The organism is Pseudomonas sp. SED1 (assembly GCF_034044025.1).
Lineage (GTDB): Bacteria > Pseudomonadota > Gammaproteobacteria > Pseudomonadales > Pseudomonadaceae > Aquipseudomonas.
In genome coordinates, this window is sequence record NZ_JAXCIS010000166.1 from 12,551 (window position 1) to 29,338 (window position 16,788).

A 16,788-nucleotide genomic window follows, 5' to 3' on the forward strand; every position below is an offset into this window, starting at 1 on the left:
GTGATTTAAAAGACGAGGGTAAAATTCTTCGGGTCACATGACCTCTTTCCACGTTCAGGTCACATTCAGCTCAAACCCAACGTAAACGTCGAAACAACCACCACTGCCCGACCGCCACCGATACCATCATCAGGCAGGCAATCAGGAATCCGTAAGGGCTGGAAGAGAACGGAATTCCGCCCACATTGATCCCCAGCAAACCGGTCAGAAAACTCATCGGAAGGAAGATCCCGGTGATGATCCCGAAGCGGTACATGGTGCGGTTCATGCGCAGGCTCAAACGCCGGTCTTCGGTCTCCAGCACAAGCCCCACGCGCTCCCGGGACAATTCCAGCTCCTCGAGGTAACGGGTCAGGCTGTTGTTCAATTCGTTCCAGTAGTCAGCATCGTCGTCACAGAACCAGGGCAATTTGATCCGGGTCAACTGCGCGAAAATATCCCGCTGCGGCGACAGGAAACGCTTCAGCCCGGCGGCGCGCCGACGGATCTGCAAAACGCTGCCATGCTCCGGAGTATACCGTTCGTCGGCATCCAGTTTTTCTTCTTCGATATCGACGATTTCGGACAGATCGCTGACCAGATCCTGGACCTTGTTGGTCAGGTACTGCGCCATATACAGGACCAGTTCCGAGGAAGTCTTCGGCCCCTTGCCGTCCGCCAGTTGCACCAGCAACTCGTCGGTGGCGCGCAACGGGCGCAAACGCAGGGAAATCACTCGCGCTGCCGAGGCAAAGATCCGCACCGAGACCATGTCTTCCGGCTCGGCGCCGGGATTGAGGTTGACCCCGCGCAAAAACAGCAGCAGTTCAGCGTCCGGCAGTGGCAACAGGCGTGGACGGGTGTTTTCCTCCAGCAGCAGGTCACAGGCGAACTCGCTCAAGCCGCTGGATTTACGCAACCAGGTCTGGGTCTGGGGGTGACTACGGTCCCAATGCAGCCACAGGCTTTCCTGAGGCTGCAGTTGCAGCTCATCAAGCTCTGTCCGGGCAATCGAACGCGCACCACCTTTACCGTCCAGCACCAAGGCATGCACCAGCCCCCACTGCGCGTTTTCTTCCTCGAACATCCTCACCCCTGTCGGCTACGGCTATTTATTCAGGCATTTTCAGCGGGCTGGGGGAGACGATCATACCGTTATTGTCGGCATACACGTACTCGCCCGGGCGGAAGGTCACGCCGGCGAATGTCACCGCCACGTTCAAATCGCCGATACCGCGCTTGTCAGTCTTCATCGGGTGGCTGGCCAGGGCCTGCACGCCGAGGTCGGTTTGGGCGATCACGTCCACATCACGGATGCAGCCGTAGATCACCAGCCCTTCCCAGCCGTTTTTCGCGGCTTTCTCGGCGATCATGTCGCCCAGCAACGCGCGGCGCAGGGAACCACCACCATCAACCACCAGCACCTTGCCGGCGCCGTTGAGTTCGGCTTGTTCCTTGACCAGGGAATTGTCTTCAAAGCACTTGATGGTCACGATCTCGCCACCAAAGGAGTCTCGGCCGCCGAAATTGCTGAACATCGGCTCAACTACCTGCACCAGCTCCGGGTAGGCATCGCACAGGTCGGGGGTAAGGTAATGGTTCATCGAGAAACTCCTGTAGGTGAAAGAAGGTGTCGAACATCCCACTGTTTACTTACATCTGGAAACGCTTTGCCATGAAGGTTCTTTAATCCGGGTCGAATAGTCGGGCCCATCGGACAGCAACGCAAGACCTACTGCGCGACTGAATATGACCAGAACTACCCAACGCGTCATATCTTATCCGCTACGGCAAACAAGCGAAACGCCCTTGATAGAGCCTCCCGCTCAAACCGCTACAAGCTCCCGTGCCTCCGCCGCCGCCAAAGGTGTAAGCGGATCTTTCAACCAACGCCTTACCAACGGCCACACTTCAGCCTGGGCAGCCTTGCTGACGAGCATCTCGACATGCCCGAAATCCCCGCTGAACCCTTGCTGGCGCCCCAGGCACAGGTACTGGCGATGCTCGGAGCCGACCTGTTCGAAGAGCTTGCGACAGGCCCAGTCCGGGTCCTGGTGATCGCCGGCAGCGCTCACCGCCAGTAGCGGCACGTCGACACCTGCCAGGCCTTCCCACCAATCCTGCTTTCCTTCGCCAAAGCGGCCGAACAGACCATTCCAGCGCATGGCTTCAATCAACACGCCGGCTGGCTCGTCCTCTGGGCCGCGTTTCAGCCGGGAGCCAGACAACTCGCCAAAACGCTTCAAGAGCAGGCGACCGGTCCATTCCACCGGTGGCAGCTTCAACGGCCAATGGGTGCGGCTGACCTGGCAGCCAAACAGCGCCACCGAGGCCACCGCCGGCGCGCCCAGGTGCTGCCCACCCAGGGCCGCAGCCAAGGTTGTGCCGCCCAGGGAATGCCCGACCCAGTGGGGAATCTGCCCGCTTTGCTCACGCACAAAAGCGGCAATGGCCGGCAAGTCGTAGCGAGCATAGTCGGCGACGCGGTTTTTGGCGTAATCGTGGTTACGTCGGGACAGCCCATGGCCGCGCATTTCCGGAATCCAGACATCGAACCCCTCGCGAGCCAGGTAGGCACCCAAACCAATACCCTTGGGCGAATACCAGAAGCGGCGGTTGGAGAAACTGCCGTGCAACAAAACCACCGGCACGCCCCGGTTTTCCGGGACATCAGCCAGACCCAGGCGGGTCACGGCCAGCTCGACGGTGCCGTCGGGGCTGTTGCCAGGTTTCAGCCGGTACACATCTTCACTCAGGTCGCCACGACGCTCAGCGCTGATCAAGGCGACGGGGAACAGGTTGCTGCTGCTTTGCATAATGCTCTTGCACAAAAAAGGGCGGCGTCCGGAAGGAGTTCCGCCCTGTACAGAATGAGAAATGCCGGCCAACCGCAAGATTGACCGGCACTTTGGGGTGCTACACCTTACGCTGGCGCTTGGCCTTCAGCCAGGAAGAACCAGGTTTCCAGTACGGAATCGGGGTTCAGCGAGACGCTTTCGATGCCCTGTTCCATCAGCCATTTGGCCAGGTCCGGGTGATCGGAAGGGCCTTGGCCGCAGATGCCGATGTACTTGCCAGCCTTGTTGCATGCCTGGATGGCGTTGGCCAGCAGCTTCTTGACCGCAGGGTTACGCTCGTCGAACAGGTGAGCGATGATCCCCGAGTCGCGGTCCAGGCCCAGGGTCAGCTGGGTCAGGTCGTTGGAGCCGATGGAGAAGCCGTCGAAGAACTCCAGGAACTCTTCGGCCAGGATGGCGTTGGACGGCAGCTCGCACATCATGATGACGCGCAGGCCGTTCTCGCCACGGGACAGGCCGTTTTCTGCCAGCAGGTCCACCACCTGGCTCGCCTCACCCAGGGTGCGTACGAACGGCACCATGATTTCGACGTTGGTCAGGCCCATCTCGTTGCGCACGCGCTTGAGGGCACGGCATTCCAGTTCGAAGCAGTCGCGGAAGGCTTCGCTGATGTAACGCGAGGCACCACGGAAGCCCAGCATCGGGTTTTCTTCTTCCGGCTCGTAGAGTTTGCCGCCGATCAGGTTCGCGTATTCGTTGGACTTGAAGTCCGACAGCCGCACGATGACCTTTTTCGGGTAGAACGCCGCCGCCAGAGTGCTGATGCCTTCCACCAGCTTCTCGACGTAGAAGCCCACCGGGTCGTTGTAGCCGGCGATGCGCTTGTCGACGCTTTCCTTGATGTCCAGCGGCAGGCCGTCGTAGTTCAACAGTGCCTTGGGGTGCACGCCGATCATGCGGTTGATGATGAACTCGAGGCGGGCCAGGCCCACACCGGCGTTCGGCAACTGCGCGAAATCAAAGGCGCGGTCCGGGTTGCCGACGTTCATCATGATCTTGAACGGCAGGTCCGGCATGGCGTCGATGGAGTTTTGCTTGATGTCGAAACCCAGCTCACCTTCGAAGATAAAGCCAGTGTCGCCTTCAGCGCAGGATACGGTCACGCCCTGGCCGTCTTTCAACAGTTGGGTCGCGTTGCCGCAGCCAACCACTGCCGGAATCCCCAGTTCACGGGCGATGATCGCCGCGTGGCAGGTACGCCCGCCACGGTTGGTGACGATAGCGCTGGCGCGTTTCATCACCGGTTCCCAGTCCGGGTCGGTCATGTCGGAGACCAGCACGTCGCCTGGCTGGACCTTGTCCATCTCGGACACGTCCTTGATGATCCGCACTTTGCCGGCGCCGATGCGCTGGCCGATGGCACGGCCTTCCACCAGCACGGTGCCGGTTTCTTTCAACAGGTAGCGTTCCATGACGTTTGCCGAAGTACGGCTCTTCACGGTTTCAGGGCGGGCCTGAACGATGTACAGCTTGCCGTCGTCGCCATCTTTGGCCCATTCGATGTCCATCGGGCACTTGTAGTGCTTCTCGATGATCATCGCTTGCTTGGCCAATTCGCTGACTTCGGCGTCGCTCAGGCAGAAACGCGCGCGTTCGGCCTTGTCGACATCAACGGTTTTCACCGAGCGACCGGCCTTGGCCTCGTCGCCGTAGATCATCTTGATAGCCTTGCTGCCGAGGTTACGGCGCAGGATGGCCGGGCGGCCGGCTTCAAGGGTGTGTTTGTGGACGTAGAATTCGTCCGGGTTCACCGCGCCTTGTACGACGGTTTCGCCGAGGCCGTAGGCGCCGGTGATGAACACCACGTCGCGGAAGCCCGACTCGGTGTCCAGGGTGAACATCACGCCGGCGGTGCCGGTTTCCGAACGCACCATGCGCTGCACACCGGCAGACAGGGCCACCAGCTTGTGGTCGAAACCCTGGTGCACGCGGTAGGAAATGGCGCGATCGTTAAAGAGGGAAGCAAATACTTCCTTGGCCGCGCGGATCACGTTTTCCACGCCGCGGATGTTCAGGAAAGTTTCTTGCTGGCCGGCAAAGGAAGCGTCTGGCAGGTCTTCGGCGGTAGCCGAGGAGCGCACGGCGACGGCCATGTCCGGGTTACCGGCCGACAGCGTGGCAAACGCGGTGCGGATCTCGGCGTTGAGCTTCTCGGGGAACTCGGCTTCCATGATCCATTGACGGATCTGGGCGCCGGTCTTGGCCAGGGCGTTGACGTCATCGACGTCCAACGCATCGAGGGCGGCGTGGATCTGATCGTTGAGGCCGCTCAACTCGAGGAAATCACGGTAAGCCTGGGCAGTGGTGGCAAAACCACCTGGCACCGATACACCGGCGCCCGCAAGATTACTGATCATCTCGCCCAGGGATGCGTTCTTGCCCCCTACGTGCTCCACATCATGGACGCCGAGCTTATCGAGGGAAACTACGTACTCTACCAAGGTGATCTCTCCACTTTCTGTGTTGGAAAAGCTCAGGACGCCGGCGGCTCAGTAGGAGCAGTTACCGGCGTTTGTGGCCTGGACCTGGAAAATAAGTGAGAATGCGGCCCACTGCGGGACGGCAAAATCGCGCCTATCATATCCAAGATTCGTCATCAGCTTAAGGCCCAAGGCTCAAATGAAACGATCTGCTTTCTTTATCTCCGACGGCACCGGCATTACAGCCGAAACCCTGGGTCAAAGCCTGCTGGCGCAGTTCGAAAACATTACCTTCAGCAAATTCACGCGACCCTATATCGATAGCGTGGATAAAGCGCGAGCCATGGTACAACAAATCAATCTGGCGGCCGAAAAAGACGGATTTCGTCCGATCATTTTCGACACCATCGTCAATCAGGACATTCGTGAGATCCTCGCCACCTCCAATGGTTTCATGATCGACATCTTCTCTACCTTCCTGGCGCCGCTGGAACAAGAGTTAAGTGAACATTCGTCATACTCCGTCGGAAAATCTCACTCCATTGGCCACAACTCCAACTATATGGAGCGGATCGAGGCGGTGAACTTCGCCCTCGATAACGACGACGGTGCCCGCACCCACTACTACGACAAGGCTGATTTGATCCTGGTGGGCGTGTCCCGCTGCGGCAAGACGCCGACCTGCCTTTATATGGCCATGCAATTCGGGATTCGCGCGGCCAACTACCCGCTGACCGAAGACGACATGGAGCACCTGACGCTGCCAAGCGCCCTGCGCGCGCACCAGCACAAGCTGTTCGGGCTGACCATTGACCCAGACCGACTGACGGCGATTCGTAACGAGCGCAAGCCCAATAGCCGTTACTCCAGCTATGCGCAGTGCGAATTTGAAGTGCGGGAAGTGGAAAATCTGTTCCGCCGGGAGAATATTGCGCACATCAATTCCACGCATTTTTCGGTGGAAGAGATTTCGGCGAAGATTCTGGTGGAGAAAGGGGTGGAGCGGCGGTTTAAGTAACCGGCAGTTCAGAAACCACCGCTCACCTGTGGCGAGGGGGCTTGTCCCCCGTTGGGCTGCGCAGCGGCCCCAGTAATGCCACCGCAGTCTCTCAGACAGAACGGCGTCGCCAGGTTTGGGGCTGCTGCGCAGCCCAACGGGGGACAAGCCCCCTCGCCACAAGGGTCTATCTTCACAAGTGGAATCTCCCCCCACCCTGCCCCAGCGCCGTCGCCAGCGCATCAAACCCATCCAGCAGCAACTGATCATCTCCCGACGTATTGCAGATACTCGCCCGGATAAACTGCGGCACCGCCGTCTGCCCCACCGCAAACGCTTCGGCTGTCGCGATCAGGTAATTGTTCTGCTTTAACTCCGCCTCTATTTCCGACGCGCGCCAAGGCTCCGGGACTTCGATCCAGAAGTGCGGGCTGTTCAGGTGAGTGCGGTACTCCAACCCGATCAACAACCCTTCAACCAGTGCCTTGCGCCGGCTGATTTCCTGGATCTGCTGGTGCAGCAGGTGTTCTGCGGTGCCGTTTTCGATCCATTGCGTGGCCAGTTCCAAGGTGACCGGCGTGGCCATCCAGCAGGTGGAACGCAAGGCCGCAGAAATCCGGCTGACCAGCGCCGGCGGCGCATGCACGTACCCAACGCGCAATCCCGCCGACACCGCCTTGCTCAGGCTGCTGATCAGAATCGTACGTTCCGGGGCGAAATGACTCAGGGGCGGCGGACGGTCTTCCACCAGTACCCCGTGGGCCTCGTCCTCAAGAATCAGCAGATTGTGTTCACGGCACACCTTGACCAGCGCCTCACGGCGCGCGACCGACAGCACGGCTGTCGTAGGATTCTGGATGGTCGGCGTGCAGTACAACGCCGAAACCCGATGATTGCGACAGACTTCATCCAGCGCCCCGGGCAGCAACCCTTCTTCATCCATTTCCAGGCCAATCAGGCGTATCCCCAGCATCCGCGCGGCGGTGATCAGCCCCGGGTAGGTCAACTGTTCGGTGACCACCGTGTCGCCGGCCCGTAGCAGCGCCATCAGTGCACACAGCAGCCCATGCTGGCCGCCGTTCACACAGATCACTTGCTCGGGAATCGGGTGGAAATCCCGCTGCACCAGCCACTGCGCACCCGCCGCCCGATAGCGCGGCAGCCCGGCATCCGGGGTGTAGGCACTGATGTCCTGCAAAAACTTGGCGTTGGTGGCCAGCGTCTGGAAGCTCTGGGCCAGGAACGTGGTCTCCTGCCCCGGGATATGCATATTGCGGCTCATATCAAAGTATTGCCGCGGCTCGTCGCTGAAGTTGCGAAAGCCTTCATCCCGTTGGCGTTCCATCCCACGCTTGCGCACGAAGGTGCCGTCACCTACTCGCGCCACCACCAACCCCAGCCGCTCCAGCTCACCGTAGGCGCGGCTGATGGTGCCGATGGTGACCCCCAGATTGTCGGAAAGCACCCGATGGGGCGGCAGCTTTCTTCCCGGTTCAATCAAGCCTTCAAGAATGCCCCGCTCCATGACATCGGACAGGCGTTTGTACTTCACGCCCTGCCCGTTGGAGAGTCCTTCCCGCATAATTGACACCATGTCAATATTTGTTTTGACAGCCATCTTTCGCCCTAATAGTGTGCTTTTACGGGTTCAATCACCGAATCAAGGCTCTCAATATAGAGGTCAATTCGGTCTCATGGAAGCAATGTCACGATGCCAATGTCCGCCGTTCTCGAAAATGCTGAAAAAACAAAAACTCACAAGCAGTGGTTGGCTGGGCTAATTACCAGCGTCATGTTTCTGATCGTGTGTCTGAGCTGGGGTACCACTTGGCTGGGCATCAAAATCGCCGTGGAAAGCGTGCCGCCGCTGACCTCTGCCGGGCTGCGGTTTTTGATCGCGTTTCCGCTGTTCCTGTGTTTCGCCTGGGTGCGCCGCGAGCCGATCCTGTTTCCCCGGGAGAGCCGTTGGTTCTTCGTGTTTGTGACGCTGTCCTACTTCAGCGTTCCGTATTACCTGCTCAATTACGGCGAGATGCATGTCTCGTCCGGCCTTACCGCGCTGCTGTTCAGCTGCATGCCGGTGTTTATCCTGATTTTCTCTGCGTTGTTTTTGCGCGAGCGCATCTACTTCTCGCAAGTGGTCGGTATCGCCATCGGTTTCGGTAGCCTGTACATGATCATCAAGAGCCAGGGCTTGCACCTGGACCACGCCGAGTTCTTCGGGGTGCTGGCGATCCTGGCTGCGGCGATCATGCATGCCTTGTGCTACGTGATTACCAAGAAACAAGGCAGCGCCATCAGCGTGATCACCTACAACACCCTGCCCATCGGCATTGCCGGGCTGATGCTGTTTGTCGCCGGGCTTTTCTTTGAAACCCCGACCTTTGAAGACATCACCCTGCGGTCCTGGAGCGCGCTGTTCTACCTCGGCCTGGTGGCCTCGGTGGGCGGGTTTATCGTGTATTTCATGCTGCTCAAGCGCCTGAGTCCGATCATTTTGTCCTTCGTGTTCATCATCTTCCCGGTGTTCGCGGTGATCATCGGCGCCTGGTACGAAGGCCTGCAGATTTCCAAGGACTTGATGATGTACTCGGCGATCCTGCTGGCCGGTTTTGCGATCACCAAGCTGCCCATCGAAAAGCTCCTGGCGAAGAAAAACTGAGATGAAGGTCCTGAGCCCAAGCGCCCTGGAGCAGATTTACGCCCACGCCGACCGCAGCTACCCCGAGGAATGCTGCGGTTTCGTTTTCGCCGATGGCAGCGTGTACCTGGGCAGCAACATCCAGAACGAGCTGCACAGCAAGAACCCGCAGATGTATTCACGCAGCGCCGCCAACGGCTACACCTTTTCGGTGGCCGACACGCTGATGATGAACAAGGCTTTTCGCAGTGATAACCCGGTGGTGGTGATCTACCACTCCCACCCTGACGTCGGCGCGTATTTCAGCGACGAAGACCAGGACAAGGCCCTTTTCATGGGCGAGCCGATCTACCCCGTAAGTTACCTGGTGGTGGATGTTCGCCAGGGCAAGACCCAAGGTTCCAAGCTGTTTGCCTGGGATGGCAAACACTTCGCCCAAAACCCCTTCAACGACCTGCAAACGGAGTTGTGCATGAACGCTGTCTCTTTCCCCGACATCCTGGTCCGCGTGGCCAAGCTGCCAGCATCGACCCTCGAGGGTGCCGGATCGACATTGCGCGAAGTCATTGAAAACCTGTGCATTGAGCACCCGCAATTGCGGGCTCACCTGCTCTACGAGAACAACCAGCTCAAGGAACACTTCCTGTTCACCGCCGAAGAGGAACTGATCGACGCCAACGACCCGTTGCCCGAAAAAGCCAAAATCGAAGTACTGCTGGCCACCTCCGGCGGCATGGACGTCGACCAACTGAGCAACGAAGAAGTGCAGCGCTACGTGCGCCACATCACCCTGCCCGGCGTCGGCCGCGAAGGCCAACTGAACCTGAAGAAAGCCAAGGTGCTGATCATCGGCACCGGCGGCCTCGGTTCGCCCATCAGCCTGTACCTGGCGGCAGCCGGCATCGGCACCCTGGGCCTGGTGGATTTCGACGTGGTTGAAAGCAGCAACCTGCAACGCCAGATCGTCCACGGCAACAGCACCTTGGGCCTGCCCAAGGTCGAGTCCGCCAAGCAGCGTTTGCAGGACCTCAACAGCCACATCCAGATCAACACCTACGACACCGCCTTCAACACCGACAACGCCCTGGAACTGGTGGGCGCCTACGACCTGGTGATCGACGGCACCGACAATTTCGAAACCCGCTACCTGGTCAACGACGCCTGCGTGCAGCTGGGCAAGCCGTTGGTGTACGGCGCCATCTACCGCTTCGACGGGCAGATCAGCGTGCTCAACTATAAAGGCGGGCCGTGCTATCGCTGCCTGTTTCCCCAGGCACCGCCGGCGGAACTGGCGCCCAATTGCAGCGCCGGCGGCGTCATCGGCGTATTGCCGGGCGTGGTCGGGATGATCCAGGCCACCGAGGCGATCAAGCTGTTGATCGGTATTGGCGAACCGCTCTCGGGCCGGCTGATGCGCTTTGATGCGCTGGCGATGAAGTTCAGCGAGATCCGCTTCAAGCGCCGCGCCGACTGCCCCTGCTGTTCCGAGCTGCGCCACACCCAAAGCATCGCACCCGCCGTCTGCGCCGATGCGATGCCAAGCCAACCGTCACTGGCCGAAGAACGCTACATCAAGCCGCGTGTACTCAAGCAACTGCTCGAACGCCACAGCAAGGCCGACGTGTTGCTGGACGTGCGCGACGCCAGTGAGCTGGAAGTATGCAAATTGCCGGGGGTGGTGCACATCCCGCTGGCCGAGCTCGACGGGCAACTTGCCAACCTCAGCCGCGACAACACGCACTACCTCATCTGCTACGCCGGAACCCGCGCGGAGCAAGCCGCCAGCACGTTGCTGGCCGCCGGATTCGCCAATACCAAAGTACTGCAAGGTGGCATGAAACACTGGGTTCGCGACGTCGAACCCGACATGCCTTTGTACTGATCAGCGGCCATGGGCTCTTACTTGATGTTGCATAACTCGATACTCGACGCCATTGGCCAAACGCCCATCGTGCGTCTGGAACAGTTTTCCGAAGACCTTGGCATCGAGGTCTACGCCAAGCTGGAATCCCTCAACCCCGGCGGCAGCCACAAGGCGCGCATCGCCCTGGGCATGATCCTCGATGCCGAGCGCCGGGGCATTCTGATTCGCGGCTCCGGGCAAACCATCATCGAGCCCAGCGGCGGCAATACCGGCATCGGCCTGGTGATGGCCGGCAACGTGCTCGGCTACAAGGTGGTGCTGGTGATCCCCGACAACTACAGTCCCGAGAAGCAGAAACTGCTGCGCCTGTATGGCGCCAAGGTGGTGCTGTCGGACAGCCGTCAGGGCAACAATTCCCACGGCGAAAAATGCATGGAGCTGCAGCTGGAAAACCCCAGCTACGTGATGCTCAACCAACAGCGCAACGGCGCCAACCCACAGACCCACCGTGACACCACCGCCCGGGAAATCATCCGGGCCTTCGGCGAGCTGCGGGTCGACTACTTCGTCAGCGGCATCGGCACCGGCGGCCATATCACCGGCATCGGCGAAACCCTCAAGAGCACCTGGCCAGCGATCCGCGTGATGGGCGTGGAACCGGAAGAATGCGACCTGCTCAGCGACCGCCACGCGCCGCACCATATCCAGGGCCTGTCGATCGGCTTGATCCCGAGCATTCTCAACGTCGCAATCATTGACGGAATGCTCAAGGTGTCCCGCCAGGAATGCCTCGACATGATCAAACGCATCATGCGCACCGACGCCATCAGCCTCGGGCTGTCGTCGGCCGCCAACATGGTGGCGATCGCCAAGCTGGCGCCGGAACTGCCCACCGACACCGTGGTGCTGACCATGGTCTACGACAGTGCCGACAGTTATTTGCCCTGTTTTGAATAACAACTATTGCGGGGGTGCCTCCATGGGGGGCTTTATCGACATGCAACAGCTGCACGATGAGTTGCTCACCCACCTCATCACCACGCTTACGCCTGCGCAGTTGAAGCAGCTGGAGGCGCATCTTGCGCCGCTGATCCAGGCGGCGGCCCAGGCGGTGGCCGAAGACCTGATCGCCTATGCCTGGCGCGACCCGGCGTCCCGTGGGCGGGGTGAACTGATCCTGGAGTCCTACGCCTCGTTCAAGGCCGTGCTGTACTACCGGCTGGCGCACCTGGTGTGGAATTTCCCGGACACGAACAACGGCGTGTTTTCCACCATCGCCCTGAAGCTGAGCAACCAGGGCAAGATTCTGTCCGGCGCCGAAATCCACCCCGCTGCGCGGATCGGCCGACGCTTTGTGCTGGACCACGGTTACGGCACGGTCATCGGTGAAACCTGCGAGATCGGCAACGACTGCTACATCCTTTGCGGCGTGACCCTCGGCGCCCGGGGCATCGCCAACAATCCGGACGGCAAACGTCACCCACGGCTGGGCAACAACGTGGAGGTCGGCTCCGGCGCGCGGGTGCTGGGTTATGTGCTGATCGGCGACAACGTGTTTATCAGCCCGTCCTGCGTGATCACCCAGGACGTGCCGGCCGGCACCAAGGTCAAGGTGGTCAATCAGATCCAGTTGCAGAAAAACGATGAGTCAGACCACAGCAATTACCTCGGTGCGTTTGCCCTCGACGAACGCCTGCACGTGGTGGGCGAGGTCAACGCCAGCCACAAGGTGATGGTGCTCGACGCCGATTTCCATCCCTTGCCCGGCCTGCTGCTGGAGCCAACGGTCAAGGAACGCCACCATTTGCAGTTCCGCCTGCGTCATATCGAGACTACGGCCTACCCGCCGCGCCTGCCGCTGAACCTGAAAGTGACCGGGCCCGAATTTGAAATCACCCTGCTATCTCCCCCTGGCTTGAGCGCGATGGTTCGTCGCTTGCTGCAAGCCAGCCCACTGATCGTCGGAGGTTGAACATGTCCGTGCACACCATGGAAACCCTCGCGCTGTTCGACAGCGCGCCTTACCAGAATGCGTTCAGTGCGCGGGTGATTGCCGTCAGCGAACAGGGGATCGCCCTGGAGCACACGCTGTTCTACCCCACCGGCGGCGGGCAGCCGGGCGACACCGGGCACTTCATCCTGCCCGACGGCAGCCGCGTGGACATCACCGGCACCGTGCGTGATCCGGTGCTGCGCTCGATCATCTGGCATCAAGTCGAACAGTGCCCTGAACAACTGGCCGCCGGCATGCAGGTAGACGCCAGCCTGGATTGGGAGCGGCGCTACCAGCACATGAAAATGCACACCTGCCTGCACCTGCTGTGCTCGATCATCGATGCACCGGTGACCGGTTGCAGCATCGGTGCCGACAAGGGCCGCCTGGATTTCGACCTGCCGGAAATGACCCTCGACAAAGACACCATCACCCGCGACCTCAATGCCTTGATCGAACAGGCTCACGCGGTGAAAACCCTGTCGATGCCCGCCTCGGAGTACTCGACCCTGCTACAGATCACCCGCACCCAGGCGGTGGCGCCACCGGTGATCCAAGGCTCAGTAAGGGTGATCGAAATTGCCGGCATCGACATCCAGCCCTGTGGCGGCACCCATGTGACCAATACCGAGGAAATCGGCCGGGTGTTCTGCGAAAAAATCGAGAAGAAGAGCAAGCACAACCGTCGGGTGATCCTGCGGTTTGAATAGCAGCCGAGAAGCAGCTGGGGCGCCACCGCCCTAGCTGCAGTTCGTACAGGAAACTGACAGCAAATTTATGTGCCTGTAACATTTAGAAACGTACAATCCCGCCTGCAACGCCTCGTTGCCCTGACTCGCGAAAACAGCGCCCTTCCTTCTCGTAGGGTCATTCGTGCAGCAGCTAAGCTCACTCCCATCACGCCCCTGAACCTGAACGCTGCAGGACTGACTGCCTATGAAAAGAGTGCTCCGTCACTACATCCCTGCGTCCACATTGCGTTTGTTGCCCAACCGCTGGGACTTGGTCGCCCTGCCCCTGGTGATCGGCTTTTTACTGTTTTTCTCCATCACTGCCCGGGAAACCTGGGCGCCCATCGCCACCTTGCAAAGTGAAGTCATCTCCCTCGACCCGGCCAACCTGCCGGAATACGCGATGCGCACCACCCTGCGCATGCTGGCGGCGATGGTTGCAGCGCTGGTGTTCACCCTGTTGTACGGCACCCTGGCCGCCAAAAGCCGGCGCGCCGAGAAACTGCTGGTGCCCGTGCTGGATATCCTGCAATCGGTACCGGTACTGGGCTACATCTCGTTTACCGTGACGTTCTTCCTGCTGCTGTTCCCCGGGCGCGTGCTCGGTGCGGAGTTCGCCGCAATCTTTGCGATCTTCACCAGCCAGGCCTGGAACATGACGTTCAGCTTCTACCAGTCGCTGCGCATGCTGCCCAATGACCTGGTGGAAGTGTCGACCAACCTGCGGCTTTCCGGTTGGCAGCGGTTCTGGAAGCTCGACGTACCCTTCGCCATGCCCGGGCTGGTGTGGAACATGATGATGAGCATGTCCGGCGGCTGGTTTTTCGTGGTCGCCTCCGAGGCCATTACCGTCGGCGACAAGACCATCACCTTGCCGGGTGTAGGTTCCTACCTGGCCCTGGCGATTGCCCAAAAAGACCTGCACGCCGTGGGTTACGTGATCCTGGCGATGATTGTGGTCATCCTGATGTACGACCAGTTCCTGTTCCGCCCGTTGGTGGCCTGGGCCGACAAGTTCCGCATGGAAACCACTGCCTCCCAAGGCGCCGCGCCGCAATCCTGGCTGCTGAACCTGATCCAGCGCACGCGCATCGTCCAGCGCATCCTGCGGCCGCTCACCCGCACCATCAGCCGCATTGGCAACAAGCGCTTCAGCCTGGCGGGCGGCGCACTCAAGGCGTTGCCGGCAGAAACACCGAAGGCGTCAAAAGTGATCGACTGGGTGTGGGGCACGCTCATCGCGCTGCTGGCCGCTTATGCGCTGTACCACATCGTGCAGTACGTCGGCACCGAAGTGACCCTCGCCGAAGTAGGCCATGTATTCGTGCTGGGGCTGATCACGTTGTTGCGGGTGGTCGGCCTGATCCTGATCGCCTCGCTGATCTGGGTGCCGTTGGGCGTGATGATCGGCTTGCGCCCTGCGCTTGCGGAAAAAATCCAGCCGCTGGCGCAGTTCCTCGCGGCATTCCCGGCGAACCTGCTGTTCCCGGTGTTCGTCATCGTGATCCTGCACTACAACCTCAACCCGGATATCTGGCTGAGCCCGCTGATTGTGCTGGGCACCCAGTGGTACATCCTGTTCAACGTGATCGCCGGCGCCAGCGCGTTCCCGAATGACTTCAAGGAAGCCGCGGCCAACTTCCGCATTCGCGGCTGGTTGTGGTGGCGCAAAGTGATGCTGCCGGGGATTTTCCCGTACTACGTCACCGGCGCCATTACCGCCTCGGGCGGTGCCTGGAACGCCAGTATCGTGTCCGAGTACGTGTCCTGGGGCCAGGACAACGTAGTCGCCCACGGGCTCGGCGCCTACATCGCACAGACCACCGCCGCCGGCGACTTCCCGAAAATTGCCCTGGGCGTGGTGGTGATGTCGATCTTCGTGGTGGCGTTCAACCGCGCGGTCTGGCGGCCGATGTACGCCCTGGCTGAAAACAAACTTCGTCTGAATTGATGGGATTCGCAGTGATGACTACCTATACCGAGCATGCCGCCGACACCCCGGAAATCTACTCGTTGAAAAACGTGAACCGGGTGTTCGGCAAAGGTAAAGATGAGCTGCAAGTCCTCAGCGGCGTGGACTTGAGCCTGCACGAGGGCGAGATTGTCGGCATGCTCGGCCGTTCCGGCTCGGGCAAGTCGACCTTGCTGCGCATCATCGCGGGGCTGATTCAGCCCTCGTCGGGCGAAGTACGCTACAACGGCGCACCACTCACCGGCCCGGCCGAAGGCGTGGCCATGGTGTTCCAGACCTTTGCACTGTTCCCGTGGCTGACCGTGCTGGAAAACGTCGAGGCCGGCCTGCAAGCCTTGCAGGTCGAGCGCAAGGAATCCCGCAGGCGCGCCCTGGCGGCCATCGACCTGATCGGCCTGGACGGTTTTGAAAACGCCTACCCGCGCGAACTGTCCGGTGGCATGCGCCAACGCGTGGGTTTCGCCCGCGGGCTGGTGGTGAACCCGACCCTGCTGCTGATGGACGAACCGTTCTCGGCGCTGGACGTGCTCACCGCTGAAACCCTGCGCACCGACCTGCTGGATCTGTGGAGCGGCAAGCAACTGCCGATCAAATCGATCCTGATCGTGACCCACAACATCGAAGAAGCGGTGCTGATGTGCGACCGCATCCTGGTGCTGTCGTCCAACCCTGGCCGGGTGGTGGCCGAGATCAAGGTGCCATTTGCCCACCCGCGCAACCGGCTGGACCCGACCTTCCGGCAAATGGTCGACGACATCTACGCCCTGATGACCGACCGGCGCAGCGCTGACGCCAGCAGAGGTTTGCCTGAGCTGAAAATGGGCAGCCTGTTGCCGGAAGTCTCCACCAACCTGATGGCCGGCCTGATCGAAACCCTGGCCGCCGAGCCCTACAACGGCCACGCCGGCCTGCCGACCGTGGCCGAACGGCGTTTGCTGGAAGTCGACGATCTGTTCCCGGTGGCGGAGATGCTTGAGCATTTGGGCTTCGCCGAACTCAAGGGTGCCGACATCACCCTCACCGACGCCGGCAAACTGTTCGCCGACTACGGCACCCAGGAGCGTAAAACCCTGTTTGCCGAACACTTGATCCGCCACGTGCCATTGGCCGCACGTATTCACCAGGTGTTGCTTGAGCGCAGCGGCCACCGGGCGCCACGGGTGCGTTTCGAGCAGGAACTGGAAGATTCGATGACGGAAGCCTTTGTGGAAAAGACCCTGGAAAGCGTGGTGGCATGGGGACGGTATGCGGAGATTTTCTCCTATGACGACCATACCGAGACGTTCAGCCTGGATGATGTGGAAGGCAGCATGTAGGTTTTGAGGCGAACACC

At 60.4% G+C, this 16,788-nt stretch carries 13 protein-coding genes; 8 read left to right on the forward strand and 5 right to left on the reverse strand.

The features are described 5' to 3' along the window. Positions 1-70: 70 nt before the first annotated feature. The 4 genes from SNL23_RS21050 to ppsA all read right to left on the reverse strand — a co-directional run bounded on the left by SNL23_RS21050 (position 71) and on the right by ppsA (position 5,278). Positions 71-1,066 (reverse strand): zinc transporter ZntB, encoded by a 996-nt coding sequence (locus tag SNL23_RS21050; protein ID WP_076017173.1) that lies wholly within the window; start codon positions 1,064-1,066, stop codon positions 71-73. Positions 1,067-1,091: 25 nt separating this feature from the next. Next, the gene (gene rraA, locus SNL23_RS21055; RefSeq protein ID WP_318303373.1) at positions 1,092-1,583 is read right to left on the reverse strand and encodes a ribonuclease E activity regulator RraA; all 492 of its coding nucleotides are present in this window, start codon (positions 1,581-1,583) and stop codon (positions 1,092-1,094) included. A gap of 222 nt (positions 1,584-1,805) precedes the next feature. Next, positions 1,806-2,795 carry an alpha/beta fold hydrolase gene (locus SNL23_RS21060; protein ID WP_318303375.1) on the reverse strand — a complete coding sequence of 330 codons (990 nt, stop codon included), beginning with the start codon at positions 2,793-2,795 and terminating at the stop codon, positions 1,806-1,808. 107 nt (positions 2,796-2,902) lie between these two features. Then, the gene (gene ppsA, locus SNL23_RS21065) at positions 2,903-5,278 is read right to left on the reverse strand and encodes a phosphoenolpyruvate synthase (protein WP_076017171.1); all 2,376 of its coding nucleotides are present in this window, start codon (positions 5,276-5,278) and stop codon (positions 2,903-2,905) included. 178 nt (positions 5,279-5,456) lie between these two features. Between ppsA and ppsR the strand changes: the two genes are divergently transcribed. Next, the gene (ppsR, locus tag SNL23_RS21070) at positions 5,457-6,275 is read left to right on the forward strand and encodes a posphoenolpyruvate synthetase regulatory kinase/phosphorylase PpsR (RefSeq protein WP_003215001.1); all 819 of its coding nucleotides are present in this window, start codon (positions 5,457-5,459) and stop codon (positions 6,273-6,275) included. Between the two features lie 172 nt (positions 6,276-6,447). Here ppsR and SNL23_RS21075 read toward each other — a convergent pair whose 3' ends face one another. After that, positions 6,448-7,872, reverse strand: a complete 1,425-nt coding sequence (locus tag SNL23_RS21075) for an aminotransferase-like domain-containing protein (RefSeq protein WP_017479080.1) — start codon at positions 7,870-7,872, stop codon at positions 6,448-6,450. A gap of 150 nt (positions 7,873-8,022) precedes the next feature. Between SNL23_RS21075 and SNL23_RS21080 the strand changes: the two genes are divergently transcribed. The 7 genes from SNL23_RS21080 to SNL23_RS21110 all read left to right on the forward strand — a co-directional run bounded on the left by SNL23_RS21080 (position 8,023) and on the right by SNL23_RS21110 (position 16,771). Next, on the forward strand, positions 8,023-8,916 hold the full coding sequence (locus SNL23_RS21080) for a DMT family transporter (RefSeq protein ID WP_318303376.1): 894 nt from the start codon (positions 8,023-8,025) through the stop codon (positions 8,914-8,916). Position 8,917: 1 nt separating this feature from the next. After that, the gene (gene moeB, locus SNL23_RS21085; protein WP_318303378.1) at positions 8,918-10,777 is read left to right on the forward strand and encodes a molybdopterin-synthase adenylyltransferase MoeB; all 1,860 of its coding nucleotides are present in this window, start codon (positions 8,918-8,920) and stop codon (positions 10,775-10,777) included. 24 nt (positions 10,778-10,801) lie between these two features. Further along, positions 10,802-11,716, forward strand: coding sequence for a PLP-dependent cysteine synthase family protein (locus tag SNL23_RS21090; protein ID WP_063034033.1), 915 nt, complete (start codon positions 10,802-10,804; stop codon positions 11,714-11,716). A 22-nt stretch (positions 11,717-11,738) separates the two neighbouring features. Further along, entirely contained in the window at positions 11,739-12,731 is a 993-nt protein-coding gene (locus SNL23_RS21095; RefSeq protein ID WP_167662658.1) for a serine O-acetyltransferase, read from the forward strand. Between the two features lie 2 nt (positions 12,732-12,733). Then, on the forward strand, positions 12,734-13,462 hold the full coding sequence (locus tag SNL23_RS21100; RefSeq protein WP_076017166.1) for an alanyl-tRNA editing protein: 729 nt from the start codon (positions 12,734-12,736) through the stop codon (positions 13,460-13,462). A 226-nt stretch (positions 13,463-13,688) separates the two neighbouring features. Further along, on the forward strand, positions 13,689-15,434 hold the full coding sequence (locus tag SNL23_RS21105) for an ABC transporter permease (protein ID WP_167662659.1): 1,746 nt from the start codon (positions 13,689-13,691) through the stop codon (positions 15,432-15,434). Between the two features lie 14 nt (positions 15,435-15,448). After that, positions 15,449-16,771, forward strand: a complete 1,323-nt coding sequence (locus SNL23_RS21110; RefSeq protein WP_076017164.1) for an ABC transporter ATP-binding protein — start codon at positions 15,449-15,451, stop codon at positions 16,769-16,771. Positions 16,772-16,788: the final 17 nt, after the last annotated feature.